A 14,347-nucleotide genomic window follows, 5' to 3' on the forward strand; every position below is an offset into this window, starting at 1 on the left:
GCCTGCGCCGGGCAGGCCAGCTTAATTAGCGGAGGGCGCCGTTTAACCAGAATGGCGCATGCGATAAGGCCTGCTTGCGGCTGCCTTCGTACCAGCCCTGGCGCCGTTCGGCTACCGCCAGCTGCAGCTCGCGCCAGCCGTCGATGTACGGGCCGGTTTCGTCGTCAGGGTAAGCCCCGGACAACAGGATAAATGCCGAGACCTGACGCGTCAGACGCGGCAGCTGTTCCTCGTATTCGTCATCGTTCAGCGTGCGGGTGAAGGCTTCTTTCAACTCGGCGGCGCTGCGCCCCAGCATAATGTCGCTAAAACGTTTGAAGGAGCCGTCAAGCTTGGCCTGCGCCTTGGCATCGATAAAGGGTTTCCAGGCACCGGTTACCAACCACGATGTGAGCGCTAACTTACATTGCAGATATTCCGCGCTGTAGCACAACTCCTGTGGCTGAGTGGTTTTATCAACCAGCAGCGGCTCCAGTGCGGTCAGTCGGGCGCGCAGATCGGCGCTGGCCTTGCGTGGTACCAGGCCGCCGAAAATCACCAATGCCTGGCGGATCAGCGCAATCGCCTCCATCACGGAACGACGGGCCTGAGTATCACCACGTAACCACAGTTCTTCGTGATATTGCCAATGGCTCAAACCCAGTTCGAAACTGGCGATCATCCCTTGCTCAACGGTGGATTTGGCGGCCGGTTTCAATACCGCCAATGGATGACGCTCACGCGGGGCGTTGCCCTGCGCCAAATGGTAACCCCGCGCTGCCTTGCTCAGGCTGCCCTGGCGCAGGCCGCCGTGTTCCGCCAGTGCGTTGGCCAGCGCCAGCAAATCGGCGGTATTGCCTTCCTTTAATTCCAGCTCGATCTCGCACAGCGCTTCGCTCTGCTCTCCGGCACGCACTTCACCCTGATCAAGACCAACCTCAATCTCGCTCTTACCGTAAGTGACCACCCACTTCTCACGCACGAAGTCGGTACGAAACAGCGGTTGCAACGCCTGCTGCAAAGCCGGGATATCACAACCCTGCGGCCAGATATCTGCCGGGAACCGATCCAGCGCCAGTTCCGGCGTGGCGATCGCCACATTGTATTCCGGACGCTGATGCAAGCCCGCGACCACCTTTCCGGCGGTTTTGATGGTCATTTCATAACTGTCGTCGAACCCGCGGATACGCAGCCCCATATCCTGACCACGCAGGAAATTATCGGCGGTTTCGAAATAAATATTGGTCAGTTTTTGCGGTGCGGAATGCTGATTCGGCCAGGCGGCCAGTTGCTGCGGCAAGGCGGCAACCGCATCCGGGGTGGCAATAAATTTCAGTTCTATTTCAACGGTCATAAGTCTTTTACACCAATAAGTTACGCATTCGCGTCAGCCTTCACGGCGGCGGGCCTGGCCTGCCACGTTCTGCCCGGTGACGCACAGTTGCCGATATCTTACCGCGATTCCCGGCGCCTTAACCCTGCTAACTGCAGAAAAAACCTGTTACGTTATAAAACACTGCGCAACTCACAGAATCTGCCACAGTAAGATAGTTCTCATTCCGGTTTTTGCGTTGCGTCGTCAGACTGAACGCTCTACTATCGTTCCCATAAATTCACACAGAAACGATGAACTAATGCAGAAATTACGCCTGATTTGCCTTGCCGTGCTGAGCTTCAGCATCACTTGGGGCGCCCATGCCGAAGATAAACGCTATATCTCCGATGAATTGAATACTTACGTCCACAGCGGCCCGGGTAATCAGTACCGTATTGTCGGTACCTTGAACGCCGGTGAAGAAGTGACTCTGTTGAGCGTAAATGACAGCACCAACTATGGCCAGATCCGCGATGCCAAGGGCCGTAATACCTGGATCCCATTGGATCAGCTGAGCCAGACACCAAGCCTGCGCACCCAGGTGCCCGCGCTGGAGCAACAGGTAAAAACCCTGACCGATAAACTGGCCAATATCGACAACAGCTGGAACCAGCGTACCGCTGAAATGCAGCAGAAAGTAGCCGGCAGCGACAGCACCATCAGCGGTCTGCAGCAGGAAAACCAGGATCTGAAAAATCAGCTGGTAGTGGCACAGAAAAAGGTTAACGCCGTTAACCTGCAGCTCGACGACAAACAGCGCACCATTATCCTGCAGTGGTTTATGTACGGCGGCGGTGTGGCTGGCGTAGGCCTGCTGTTGGGTCTGCTGTTGCCACATCTGATCCCGCGTCGCAAAAGCAACAACCGCTGGATGAACTGATCAAAGTATCGTTCGGTTTGAGATTGGGCGCCTGCGGGGCGCCCTTTTTATTGGTTTCGGCAACACCCCGCTAATTGAGGTAATCTGGTCAACAGAGCCTTAACATAAATTCAGGAGTTAACAGTGAAGACTTACCTGGTCGGCGGTGCCGTCCGCGACAGCTTGCTTGAGATACCGGTAGTCGACCGCGACTGGGTGGTGGTTGGCGCTGCGCCTTCAGAGTTGACAGCTCTGGGCTATCAACAGGTCGGTAAAGACTTCCCGGTGTTTCTCAACCCGAAAACACATGAAGAATATGCATTGGCACGCACCGAGCGGAAATCCGGCCAGGGATATACCGGTTTTACCTGCTACGCCGCACCGGACGTAACGCTGGAAGAAGATCTGCAACGTCGTGATTTAACCATCAACGCCATTGCCCGCAGCGCCGACGGTGAGTTGATCGACCCTTTCCACGGCGTGGCCGACCTGCAAGCGCGAGTACTGCGCCACGTGTCCGATGCCTTTGGTGAAGATCCGTTGCGTGTACTGCGCGTGGCGCGTTTCGCCGCCCGCTTCGCCCATTTGGGTTTTAGCATCGCCCCGGAAACCGCCGAGTTGATGCGTCAGATGGCACGCAGTGGTGAACTGGCAGCGCTGACGGCCGAGCGGGTATGGAAAGAAACCGAGAAGGCACTGCAAAGCCAGAGCCCACAGGTCTATTTTCAGGTACTGCGTGACTGCGAGGCGCTGAGCGTGCTGTTCCCGGAGATCGACGCGCTGTTCGGCGTACCGGCCCCCGCTAAATGGCACCCGGAGATCGACACCGGCATTCATACTCTGATGACGCTGGCCATCGCTGCCCAGCTCAGCCCTGAAGTGGACGTGCGCTTCTCCGCTCTCTGTCATGACCTTGGCAAGGGGCAGACACCAAAAGAGCTCTGGCCACATCACCACGGCCATGGACCTGCGGGCGTTCTGCTGGTCGAAGCACTGTGCCAGCGGCTGCGAGTCCCCAATCCGGTACGCGATTTGGCCAAGCTGGTCGCCGAATATCACGACCTGATCCATACGGTAAACAAGCTGCGCCCTGAGACCCTGCTGAAACTGTTTGATGCGGTCGATGTTTGGCGCAAACCGCAGCGGCTGGAACAGATGATCCTCACCAGCGAAGCCGACGCCCGCGGCCGTACCGGCTTTGAAAACAACCCTTATCCGCAGGGCGACTACCTGCGCCAGGCGTTTCAGGTGGCAAATGCGGTGTCGGTCAAAGAGGTGGTAGCCAGTGGCCTGCAAGGGCTGGCGATCCGCGACGAGTTGAAACGCCGCCGCCAACAGGCACTGGCCGACTGGAAACAAACCCAGGATATCCCTCTCGATCAGGCATAAAAAAACCCCGCAGCGCGGGGTTTTTTATTGCGGTGTCGCTTACATGAAGACCATGTAAACCACGCCGGCCACGATAAAGCGATAGATAGCAAACGGCACAAACGAGATACGTTTGATCAGCGTCAGGAAGGTCTTGATCGCGATCAGCGCTACCACGAAGGCAGTGGCGAAACCGACCGCAAACATCGGTAAATCGCCCATCGTCAGGAAATGCAGACTCTTGTACAGATCCAGCGCACTGGCACCAATCATCATCGGCACCGCCAGAAGGAAAGAGAACTCCGCAGCCGCATAACGATTCACACCCACCAGCATGCCACCGGCAATGGTGGAACCTGAGCGGGAGAAGCCCGGCCACAGTGCCAGACACTGGAAGCAACCAATCATAAATGCCTGACGGTAGGTGATGTCATCGAGCCCTTCGGCACTCGGTTTTTTCGGCTTCAGCCATTCAGCGGCCAACAGCAGGAAACCACCCACCACCAGCGCATACATCACGTTTTTCGGTGCAAACAGCGACTTGATAAAGTCATGAAGCAGCAGCCCCAGCACCACCGCTGGGATCATCGCCAGCAGAATATGGCCCAGTTTCAAATGGCCCGTCGTTTTGCCTTCGTGCTCAACCGGTTTACCACCAAAATGAATGCCGATCAGTCCGAACAAGCGACGCCAGAACATCACCACCACCGCCAGAATCGACCCCAACTGGATGATCACCTCAAAAGTTTTGGCCTTATCGCCAGTAAAGCCCAGCCACTCGCCGACAATAATCATGTGCCCGGTTGAAGACACCGGTAAAAATTCAGTTAACCCTTCGACCACCCCAAGAACAAACGCAATAAACAGTGAATGCATGTCCGCCATGTGCTTCGATCACCCTATAAAGTTACGGCTATAAACATAAAAAAGCGGCAGTGCTCAATACATTGCCGCTAAAACAATTCTCAGGTTCAGACCAGGTTAACGGTCTTAAGTTGCACAGGTATGACAGAACGTCACGCCGGCCGGGTACCACGTTCAATGATCACCCCAACCCGGCTGGCATGTGCAACAGCGCCCGGTTTGCTGACCTTAATACGGACCCACGGGGAATTGAAGCGCTGGAGTAATATTTCAGATATTTCCTCAGCAACCCGCTCCACCAACGCAAACCGATTGGGCTCCACGTGCTGGATGATGGCTTCACTGATATCGGCATAGCTCAGGCAGTCATTCACATCGTCACTGGCGGCCGCCTGGTGGTTGTCCCAGCCCATTTCGATATCGAACACCAGCTTCTGGCGAATGTTTTGTTCCCAGTCATAAACGCCAATGGTAGTAATTACGGTAAGCTCTTCTATAAATACGATATCCATCACGTCATTCTCTGTTTTTGGCCTTGCCGGATACCACTTCCAGCGGAATATGAGTATTATCCATATATGTTGAGAGTAAAACGACCCTTATTAAACGGAACCGCGTTATGAGTGCTACCGCGCTTGGCATGATTATCTTCGCGTATCTGTGTGGCTCAGTTTCCAGTGCGATCCTGGTTTGCCGGATCGCCAGGCTGCCCGATCCGCGTGAAAATGGCTCAGGGAATCCAGGAGCGACCAACGTCCTGCGTATCGGCGGGCGCGTGGCTGCGGCGGCGGTGCTGGTATTCGATATTCTCAAAGGGATGCTGCCGGTCTGGCTGGCATACAAACTTGATGTCCCGCCGCTGTATCTGGGCCTGACGGCGATCGCCGCCTGTCTGGGGCATATTTACCCGGTGTTCTTCCACTTCCGCGGCGGTAAGGGCGTGGCAACCGCGTTTGGTGCCATAGCACCGATCGGCTGGGATCTTACCGGCCTGATGACCGGTACCTGGCTGCTGACAGTGCTGCTCAGCGGTTATTCTTCGCTGGGGGCGATTATCAGCGCGCTGATTGCTCCGTTCTACGTCTGGTGGTTCAAACCGCAGTTCACCTTCCCGGTAGCGATGCTGTCATGCCTGATCCTGATGCGGCACCACGACAATATTCAGCGCCTGTGGCGTGGCCAGGAAGGGAAAATCTGGGGTGTCTTCCGCAAGAAGAAAACCGACGCGGCAGAACAGGAAGAGCAGAAAGAAGAGTAATTAAAAAGGCCGGAGATCTCCGGCCTTTCGACTATTTATACTGCAGGCAATTCAGCCAGTGGCCAACGCGGTCGCACCGAAACGCTCAGTTCCGGATTGGCACCGCTCTGCAACCGCACCAGACCCGCATAAGCGATCATGGCACCGTTATCCGTGCAGAATTCCGGACGGGCATAAAACACCTCGCCGCCGCGTTTGTGCAGCATTTCCGCCATTTTGGTGCGTAGCGTGCGGTTGGCACTGACGCCGCCGGCCATAACCAGTCGTTTGAAACCGGTTTGCTCCAGCGCACGTTTGCATTTGATCGCCAACGTATCCACTACCGCATCTTCAAATGCCCGGGCAATATCCGCACGAGTTTGATCGTCATTACCGTTGGAACGGATAGTGTTGGCGGCAAAGGTCTTCAAGCCGGAGAAGCTGAAATCCAGCCCCGGCCGATCGGTCATTGGCCGTGGGAAGGTGAAACGGCCTGCGGTACCCTGCTGCGCCATTTTCGACAGCATTGGCCCGCCGGGATAGTCCAACCCCAACAGCTTGGCCGTTTTGTCGAAGGCTTCACCCGCTGCATCGTCGACCGATTCGCCCAGCAGTTCGTATTGACCGATGCCGGTCACGCTGATCAACTGGGTATGGCCGCCGGAAACCAGCAGTGCGACAAACGGAAACGCCGGTGGATTGTCTTCCAGCATCGGTGCCAGCAAATGGCCTTCCATGTGATGCACCGGCACTGCCGGCACGCCCCAGGCAAACGCCAGCGCACGACCAATGGTCGCGCCGACCAGCAATGCCCCCACCAGGCCTGGCCCGGCGGTATAGGCCACGCCGTCGATATCGGCCGCGGTCAGGTTCGCTTCCTTCAATGCCGCCTGAATCAAGGGCACGGTTTTACGCACATGATCGCGGGAAGCCAGTTCCGGCACCACACCGCCGTAGTCGGCATGCAGCTTCACCTGGCTGTACAATTGATTGGCTAATAAACCGGCCTGATCGTCATACACTGCAATTCCGGTTTCATCGCAGGAAGTTTCTATACCCAGTACTCGCATTACATTTCCCATCATTCACGTGCGGCCGCCAGTTTAGCACAAACAGGCCGATTTACCGCCAGTGCGGCGCATCTTGGCGGCCACTTTGGGCTATGTTGATGATTCCAGCCATAAATGCCGGTTTGATTAAAAACGAGCATTTTTTTCTGATTAGTCTATAATCAGCGCCCGATGCAAAATTGCGCATGTTTTACCAGGGTGGCCGCAGGTTCAATTTGCTGTGGTGCTTTACAAAGCAGCATCCGTTGAAGTAAAATTCCGCACCATTTTGAAATTGCTGGCGCTTGGCCAGCAGCAAACCGAATTTTATTGAGGTGAGAGGCACATGCCTGTAATTAAAGTACGTGAAAACGAGCCATTTGACGTTGCTCTGCGTCGTTTCAAACGCTCTTGCGAAAAAGCGGGCGTTTTGGCTGAAGTTCGTCGTCGTGAGTTCTATGAAAAACCGACTACCGAACGTAAGCGCGCTAAAGCTTCTGCTGTGAAACGTCACGCGAAGAAACTGGCTCGCGAAAACGCACGCCGCACTCGTCTGTATTAATTCTTCGGGGGCAACCCCGCCGCGTGAATTTCTGATTTTAAAAATCGCGCAGACCGAGTAGTTGCATACGAAGGCCGTGCTTTCCGAAAGGAATGCGCGGCTTGTTCTCGTTTATAGGCTAGTAAAGTAAGGGCTTATGGCTGGACGAATTCCGCGTGTATTTATCAATGACTTGCTGGCTCGCACCGACATCGTCGATCTGATCGACGCCCGGGTAAAGCTCAAGAAGCAGGGCAAGAACTATCACGCGTGCTGTCCGTTCCACCACGAAAAAACGCCTTCATTTACCGTTAATGGTGAAAAGCAGTTTTATCACTGTTTTGGTTGTGGTGCGCACGGTAACGCCGTCGACTTTCTGATGAATTACGACCGACTTGAGTTTGTCGAAACCATCGAAGAGCTGGCAACCATGCACGGACTGGAAGTGCCTTACGAGGCAGGTTCCGGACCGACCCAAATCGAACGTCATCAGCGCCAAAGCCTGTATCAACTGATGGAACAGCTCAGTGCGTTCTATCAACAGTCACTGCATCAACCTTCCGGTACGCCGGCGCGTAATTATCTGCAACAGCGCGGGTTGAGTGACGATGTTATCCGCCATTTTGCCATCGGCTTTGCTCCTGCCGGTTGGGATAACGCCTTAAAGCGTTTTGGTCGCGACGCCGACAGCCGTAGTGCATTGAACGATGCCGGCATGCTGGTGACTAACGATCAAGGACGCTCGTACGATCGTTTCCGTGAACGCGTAATGTTCCCTATTCGCGACAAACGTGGGCGAGTGATCGCCTTTGGCGGGCGCGTATTGGGTGACGGCATGCCGAAATACCTGAACTCGCCGGAGACCGAAGTATTCCACAAGGGTCGTCAACTGTACGGCCTGTATGAAGCGCAGCAGAACCACCCTACCCCGCAGCGTTTGCTGGTAGTGGAAGGTTATATGGACGTGGTGGCGTTGGCGCAATACGGCATTGATTATGCCGTCGCCTCGCTCGGAACCTCAACGACGGCTGAACATATTCAGTTGCTGTTCCGCGCCACCGACAACGTGGTCTGTTGCTATGACGGTGACCGGGCCGGCCGTGAAGCGGCCTGGCGCGCACTGGAAACCGCGCTGCCCTATCTGAATGACGGGCGTCAGCTGCGGTTTATGTTTTTGCCTGATGGCGAAGACCCGGACACATTGGTACGCAAAGAAGGCAAAGAGGCCTTCGAACAACGGATGGAGCTGGCGCAGCCGCTTTCCACTTTCCTGTTCGAAACCTTGATGCCACAGGTTGATCTGAGCAGCCCGGACGGCCGCGCCAAGCTGAGCACGCTGGCGCTACCGCTGATTACTCAGGTGCCGGGCGAAACGTTGCGCCTGTACCTGCGTCAACAGCTCGGCAGCAAGCTTGGCCTGCTCGATGACAGCCAGCTAGACAAGCTGATGCCCAAACAGGCTGAAAATGCGAATACCTATCAGGCGCCCCAGCTAAAACGCACAACCATGCGTATACTAATAGGGTTACTGGTACAAAATCCGCAGTTGGCTACACTTATCCCTTCACTCGAGGGATTGGAGCAGACCAAACAGGCCGGTTTACCGCTGTTTGTCGAGTTGGTGCAGACCTGTTTAGCTCAGCCAGGCCTGACTACCGGCCAGTTGTTGGAGCAGTATCGCGACAACAAATTGAGCCAGCAACTTGAAACCTTGGCGACATGGAACCATATGATCGTTGAGGAAAGGGTCGAACAGACTTTTTTGGACACCCTGGCCAGCCTATATGACTCGGTATTGGAGCAACGGCTGGAGACATTGATCGCCCAGGCCAGAACACATGGCCTCAGCCCGGAAGAACGTGAAGAAGTCCGTTCTCTTAACCAAGTGCTAGCGAAGAAAAACTGAATACCTAAACGGCTTAAGTGCCGATAAATGCGAGGGCAGAGCCCTGCAATATGCCGCCACAGTGGGCCGCGGCAACAACAAAAACGCCCCAAATGCTATTGTTGGCGGTTTCGCCGACCGACACCAACCCCAATACTCTGAAGTGTGGATACCGTCTTATGGAGCAAAACCCGCAGTCACAGCTAAAGCTACTTGTCACCCGTGGTAAGGAGCAAGGCTATCTGACCTATGCTGAGGTCAATGACCATCTGCCGGAAGATATCGTCGACTCCGACCAGATCGAAGACATCATCCAGATGATTAACGACATGGGCATCCAGGTGCTGGAAGAAGCACCGGACGCCGATGACCTGATGCTGGCCGAGAACACCACCGATACCGATGATGATGCGGCTGAAGCGGCTGCTCAAGTGTTGTCCAGCGTTGAGTCTGAAATTGGCCGTACCACCGACCCGGTGCGCATGTACATGCGTGAAATGGGGACCGTTGAACTGCTGACGCGCGAAGGCGAAATCGACATCGCCAAGCGTATTGAAGACGGCATCAACCAGGTTCAGTGCTCAGTTGCCGAGTACCCGGAAGCCATTACCTATTTGCTGGAGCAGTACGATCGCGTCGAAGCAGGCGAAGCTCGCCTGTCCGATCTGATCACCGGCTTCGTCGATCCTAACGCGGAAGAAGACATCGCTCCTACCGCAACGCACGTCGGTTCTGAGCTGTCGACCGAAGAGCAGAAAGATGACGAAGAAGAAGACGACGAAGACGAAGAAGAAGATGACAACAGCATCGATCCAGAGCTGGCTCGTCAGAAATTCGCCGATCTGCGCGATCAGTATGAAGCGACTCGTGTCGTCATCAAAAAGAACGGCCGCAGCCACGCCAGCGCAGCAGAAGAAATTCTGAAGCTGTCTGAAGTCTTCAAGCAGTTCCGCCTGGTGCCAAAACAGTTCGACTTCCTGGTCAACAGCATGCGCATCATGATGGACCGCGTTCGTACTCAAGAACGTATCATCATGAAGCTGTGCGTTGAACAGTGTAAAATGCCGAAGAAAAACTTCGTTACCCTGTTCTCCAGCAACGAAACCAGCGATACCTGGTTCGCAGCAGCGCTGGCAATGGCCAAGCCATGGTCAGAAAAGCTGAAAGACGTCGCGGATGACGTGCAGCGCAGCCTGCAGAAACTGCGTCAGATCGAAGAAGAGACCGGCCTGACCATCGAGCAGGTGAAGGACATTAACCGTCGTATGTCTATCGGTGAAGCGAAAGCCCGCCGTGCGAAGAAAGAGATGGTTGAAGCCAACTTGCGTCTGGTTATTTCTATCGCCAAGAAATACACCAACCGCGGTCTGCAGTTCCTGGATCTGATCCAGGAAGGCAACATCGGTCTGATGAAAGCGGTAGACAAGTTTGAATACCGCCGTGGTTATAAGTTCTCAACTTACGCCACCTGGTGGATCCGTCAGGCTATCACCCGCTCTATCGCCGACCAGGCGCGTACCATCCGTATTCCGGTGCATATGATTGAGACCATCAACAAACTCAACCGTATTTCGCGCCAGATGCTGCAAGAGATGGGCCGCGAACCGACGCCGGAAGAGCTGGCTGAACGCATGCTGATGCCGGAAGACAAAATCCGCAAAGTGCTGAAGATCGCCAAAGAGCCGATCTCCATGGAAACGCCGATCGGTGATGATGAAGATTCACATCTGGGCGATTTCATCGAGGATACCACCCTCGAGCTGCCGCTGGATTCTGCTACTTCGGAGAGCCTGCGCTCTGCCACGCACGACGTCCTGGCTGGCCTGACCGCCCGTGAAGCGAAAGTGCTGCGTATGCGTTTCGGTATCGATATGAACACCGACCACACGCTGGAAGAAGTGGGCAAACAGTTCGACGTTACCCGTGAGCGTATTCGTCAGATCGAAGCCAAAGCGCTGCGTAAACTGCGTCACCCAAGCCGTTCCGAAGTGCTGCGTAGCTTCCTGGACGACTAAGGTTTAGCTGCTCGCAAAAACCCCGGCTTGCCGGGGTTTTTTATTGCCTAAAATCCATCGGACTTATTTCAACGCCAGGAACAGCTCGCGATAGCTCTGTGTAAGCTGCTCCAGCGTGGCACGGTTCAATCCGCTGGGGTTCGGCAGCACCCACACCTCCGTTTTACCGATCGTCATTTCCTGACGTCCCCAAGGCGCATTACGTACCCCGAAGGCACTGCTGAACGCCTGCTTGCCCAAAATCGCCAGCGCACGCGGCTGGTAGCGCAGGATCTTTTCTTTTAACGCCTCACCACCGCTGAGTAGCTCCTCACGCGTCACCTCACTGGCCGCCACCGTGGGACGCGCCACCAACGCAGTGATGCCACAACCGGTCTCCTGTAACTGTTGCCATTGCTCCGGCGCTAACTGAGTGTCGGTAAAGCCCGCCTGATGCACCACCTTCCAGAACCGGTTACTGCCGTTAGCAAAGGGGTAGCCTTGGTGGGCCGAGGACAGACCCGGGTTGATGCCGCAAAACACAACCCGCAGGTTGGGTACCAGGAGTTCCATAGGGTTCGAGAGTCCATTAAAGGGATTTACAGCGGTTATCGCAAAATCCGCCAGTAATTACAACAGGCTAGAACTGCGCAGAAAAGCAACATACAGATGGTTAACAGTAGACCTGTGCCGGAGGATTACCGTATAATCTCGCCGCTTGGCCCCTTAGCTCAGTTGGTTAGAGCACGCGACTCATAATCGCTTGGTCACTGGTTCAAGTCCAGTAGGGGCCACCAAATTTTAGCTGATATAACAGCACATTAAGCCACTTCCTCAGAAGTGGCTTTTTTGTTTTTTGCCCGTAATGGCGACAAAATGGCGGCGTTCGCACTTTTCAGTGCCTTAGGATACGATCCAGTAGTAAAATTCAACATACCGCTACATAATTTGTCCTAACAAGGATTCTATTTTTCCAGGAGGGACCATGACAACCTGCATTCAATGCAACAACCAAGCACTGCAAGACAGTGATTTTTGTGCGAATTGCGAGAACAAAGAATTTAAGAAAATCCGTGGCTGGCTTTTTGTCCCGGCATTCGGGTTACTCATTGGCATCATTGCTAATATTGTCGCGCTCACCAATACGCTCAAGATAGCACTTAACAATTACGATGTTCTGCAAGCAGCACTCAAAGGGATTTTGTTTTTCGAACTATTCAGCTTTATCGGGCTGTTTCTATTGTCTGTCTATACCACCAGCCTCTTCTTCCGTAAGAAACGCCAACTACCGAGGTCTTATATTGGTCTGCTGCTGGCTAATATTCTTTTCTTGACGATCGATCTTTACCTCGGCAATCGCTATCTGGACGTTGCACTAAATTATGAAGAGTCCCGTTCATTGATCCGAAGTATTATCGGAGCCTGTATCTGGATACCTTATTTCTGCGTCTCAGTACGAGTTAAACGCACTTTTGTGCACTGAGTCAAAATATTGGCGCCAACCCAACATGAGTCCTTTATGCTTCAATAATCCACGGACGGCGCCTTTACCGCCTTAGCCGATATCGCCAATCTTGATTCCCAGCGCCTGCATAAAACGCTGGGTTTTAGTGAAGCAGAACGGGCGGTATTTTATCGAAAAACGCTAATTTAAGTTCTGCCGCTGGTGCGCCAGCTGTTCGGCGCGCAACAGGATTTCCTGCAGATCGTCTTCGTCGATATCAAACAGCTCGCCCTGCATCAGTGCCTGATGCAAGTCAGCACGGGTAATGGACACCGCATCGATCGGCAGATTGGCGGGTTTGGCCTCGGTTGTGGCCAGGGGGTGCGGGTAGCGTCGTCCGGCCAGGTTATTGAAAATAATTGCCAACACCGCCAATAACACCGAGTTCAACAATACCGGATATAGCACAAAGCTATAGCCCAATTGATGAATGCCCGGCCCACCGAGGATCGCAGTCAGCGCGACCGCGCCGCCGGGAGGATGCAGGCAACGCAGTTTGAACATTAACCCAATCGCCAATGCCGCCGCTACTCCACAGGCCAGGCCGGGATCGGCTATCAGCAGGCTGGTGCTGACTCCCACCGCGGCGGCCGACATATTGCCACCAACAATAGACCATGGCTGCGCCAGCGGGCTGTTCGGCACGCCAAAAAGCAGCACCGCGGAGGCCCCCATCGGCGCGATAAACCACAGGTTCACCTCACCCAACACAAAATGGCTGATCCAGCCGGAAATCATCAGCCCCAATCCGGCGCCAACGCTGGAAAGAAATATCTCTTTTTTGCCTACGGCCAAGGGGTGCGGCCACAAACGTGCACACCCCAGTTTCAAACTCTCTATCCACTGCTGCTTCATGTTACTTCGCGCTGCCAAACTCAACTTAATGGCAACAAATATATCACAGCGTCGGCAACCCTCGCCCGCAGCACGGCTCACCGTTGAAATAACTTTCTGTTAACAGATTGATCTTTAGCCACTGCTCGTCAATTATCTAAGTTCGCCGCCCTTTGCCTTGAGGAACCCCCAATGTCTCAGCCGATTGTCGAACTCTATACCGATGCCAACTTTTTCAGCCCCTATGCCATGTCGGCGTTTATTACCCTGACGGAGAAAGGCATTCCCTTCACCGTTAAGCCGGTCGACCTGTCACAAGGGGAAAACAAAGCGGCAAGCTATGCAGCGCTGTCATTGACACGCAGAGTCCCTACGCTGGTGGTCGGCGAGTTTCAACTCTCGGAGTCCTCGGCCATTGATGAATATCTCGATGAGATCCACCCGGCCCACCCGGTGTATCCGCGCGACGTTAAACAACGCGCCAAGGCGCGGGAAGTCCAGGCGTGGCTACGCAGCGATCTGCAGGGCCTGCGCGCCGAACGCTCGACCGAGGCCGTTTTCGGCAAGGACAAGTTTCCCCCGCTGTCCGCCGCCGCACAGGCTGACGCCAACAAGCTGATCGCCGCCGTCGAAAAACTGCTGAGTCACGGCCAGGATGATTTGTTCAGGGAATGGTGCATTGCCGATACCGATCTGGCGTTGATGCTTAATCGGCTGGTGATACACGGTGATGCGGTGCCGGAAAACATTCGCCACTATGCGCAAAAACAGTGGCAACGTCCTTCGGTGCAGGCCTGGTTGGCGCTGCCGGAGAAAATGCGCGGGTAAAAAAACCGGCGGCCACGACGCCGCCGTTCT

14 protein-coding genes, 1 tRNA gene and 1 pseudogene are annotated in these 14,347 nt (G+C 54.7%); 10 read left to right on the forward strand and 6 right to left on the reverse strand.

The genetic code is table 11. The features are described from left to right. Nucleotides 1-25: 25 nt before the first annotated feature. On the reverse strand, nt 26-1,333 hold the full coding sequence (locus E5C26_RS21535) for a CYTH domain-containing protein (protein ID WP_135318117.1): 1,308 nt from the start codon (nt 1,331-1,333) through the stop codon (nt 26-28). A gap of 280 nt (nt 1,334-1,613) precedes the next feature. Between E5C26_RS21535 and E5C26_RS21540 the strand changes: the two genes are divergently transcribed. Continuing rightward, nucleotides 1,614-2,234 (forward strand): TIGR04211 family SH3 domain-containing protein, encoded by a 621-nt coding sequence (locus tag E5C26_RS21540; RefSeq protein ID WP_012146991.1) that lies wholly within the window; start codon nt 1,614-1,616, stop codon nt 2,232-2,234. Between the two features lie 123 nt (nt 2,235-2,357). After that, nucleotides 2,358-3,602, forward strand: coding sequence for a multifunctional CCA addition/repair protein (locus E5C26_RS21545; RefSeq protein WP_135318118.1), 1,245 nt, complete (start codon nt 2,358-2,360; stop codon nt 3,600-3,602). A gap of 39 nt (nt 3,603-3,641) precedes the next feature. Here the strand turns inward: E5C26_RS21545 and bacA are convergent, their stop codons facing one another. Both bacA and folB read right to left on the reverse strand, forming a co-directional pair. Continuing rightward, nucleotides 3,642-4,466 carry an undecaprenyl-diphosphate phosphatase gene (gene bacA / locus E5C26_RS21550; RefSeq protein WP_135318119.1) on the reverse strand — a complete coding sequence of 275 codons (825 nt, stop codon included), beginning with the start codon at nt 4,464-4,466 and terminating at the stop codon, nt 3,642-3,644. A 131-nt stretch (nt 4,467-4,597) separates the two neighbouring features. Further along, nucleotides 4,598-4,957: a bifunctional dihydroneopterin aldolase/7,8-dihydroneopterin epimerase gene (folB, locus tag E5C26_RS21555; RefSeq protein WP_135318120.1), complete on the reverse strand. Its 360-nt coding sequence runs from the start codon at nt 4,955-4,957 to the stop codon at nt 4,598-4,600. 107 nt (nt 4,958-5,064) lie between these two features. Here folB and plsY point away from each other — a divergent pair, with 107 nt between their 5' ends. Continuing rightward, nucleotides 5,065-5,703 (forward strand): glycerol-3-phosphate 1-O-acyltransferase PlsY, encoded by a 639-nt coding sequence (gene plsY, locus E5C26_RS21560; protein WP_135318121.1) that lies wholly within the window; start codon nt 5,065-5,067, stop codon nt 5,701-5,703. 35 nt (nt 5,704-5,738) lie between these two features. On the opposite strand, the gene tsaD is transcribed toward plsY, so the two are convergent. Beyond that, on the reverse strand, nt 5,739-6,752 hold the full coding sequence (tsaD, locus tag E5C26_RS21565) for a tRNA (adenosine(37)-N6)-threonylcarbamoyltransferase complex transferase subunit TsaD (RefSeq protein WP_135318122.1): 1,014 nt from the start codon (nt 6,750-6,752) through the stop codon (nt 5,739-5,741). A gap of 325 nt (nt 6,753-7,077) precedes the next feature. Here tsaD and rpsU point away from each other — a divergent pair, with 325 nt between their 5' ends. The 3 genes from rpsU (at nt 7,078) to rpoD (ending at nt 11,172) form a co-directional block, all read left to right on the forward strand. Further along, complete coding sequence (gene rpsU, locus E5C26_RS21570; RefSeq protein WP_001144069.1) at nt 7,078-7,293, forward strand: 30S ribosomal protein S21; 216 nt, start codon at nt 7,078-7,080, stop codon at nt 7,291-7,293. A gap of 136 nt (nt 7,294-7,429) precedes the next feature. Next, complete coding sequence (gene dnaG, locus E5C26_RS21575) at nt 7,430-9,178, forward strand: DNA primase (protein ID WP_135318123.1); 1,749 nt, start codon at nt 7,430-7,432, stop codon at nt 9,176-9,178. A 158-nt stretch (nt 9,179-9,336) separates the two neighbouring features. Then, the gene (rpoD, locus tag E5C26_RS21580) at nt 9,337-11,172 is read left to right on the forward strand and encodes an RNA polymerase sigma factor RpoD (protein ID WP_017894063.1); all 1,836 of its coding nucleotides are present in this window, start codon (nt 9,337-9,339) and stop codon (nt 11,170-11,172) included. 63 nt (nt 11,173-11,235) lie between these two features. Here rpoD and mug read toward each other — a convergent pair whose 3' ends face one another. Next, nucleotides 11,236-11,724: a G/U mismatch-specific DNA glycosylase gene (mug, locus tag E5C26_RS21585; RefSeq protein WP_135318124.1), complete on the reverse strand. Its 489-nt coding sequence runs from the start codon at nt 11,722-11,724 to the stop codon at nt 11,236-11,238. 147 nt (nt 11,725-11,871) lie between these two features. On the opposite strand from mug, the gene E5C26_RS21590 reads away from it, so the two are divergent. From E5C26_RS21590 to E5C26_RS21600, 3 genes and pseudogenes are all read left to right on the forward strand, one after another. Beyond that, nucleotides 11,872-11,948: transfer RNA gene (locus E5C26_RS21590), tRNA-Ile, on the forward strand. A gap of 188 nt (nt 11,949-12,136) precedes the next feature. Then, entirely contained in the window at nt 12,137-12,634 is a 498-nt protein-coding gene (locus E5C26_RS21595) for a DUF2569 domain-containing protein (RefSeq protein WP_135318125.1), read from the forward strand. 78 nt (nt 12,635-12,712) lie between these two features. Next, nucleotides 12,713-12,805: pseudogene (locus tag E5C26_RS21600) on the forward strand (aminoglycoside N-acetyltransferase AAC(6')-Ic); the annotation flags it as partial. Here the strand turns inward: E5C26_RS21600 and E5C26_RS21605 are convergent. Then, the gene (locus E5C26_RS21605; RefSeq protein ID WP_135318126.1) at nt 12,797-13,510 is read right to left on the reverse strand and encodes an HPP family protein; all 714 of its coding nucleotides are present in this window, start codon (nt 13,508-13,510) and stop codon (nt 12,797-12,799) included. The pseudogene E5C26_RS21600 and the gene E5C26_RS21605 sit on opposite strands and share 9 nt — an antisense overlap. A 171-nt stretch (nt 13,511-13,681) precedes the next feature. Between E5C26_RS21605 and yfcF the strand changes: the two genes are divergently transcribed. Then, the gene (gene yfcF / locus E5C26_RS21610) at nt 13,682-14,317 is read left to right on the forward strand and encodes a glutathione transferase (protein WP_135318127.1); all 636 of its coding nucleotides are present in this window, start codon (nt 13,682-13,684) and stop codon (nt 14,315-14,317) included. The last annotated feature ends 30 nt before the right edge of the window (nt 14,318-14,347 follow it).

Origin of the sequence: Serratia proteamaculans (assembly GCF_004684015.1) — a bacterium.
Classification (GTDB): Bacteria; Pseudomonadota; Gammaproteobacteria; order Enterobacterales; family Enterobacteriaceae; genus Serratia; species Serratia proteamaculans_F.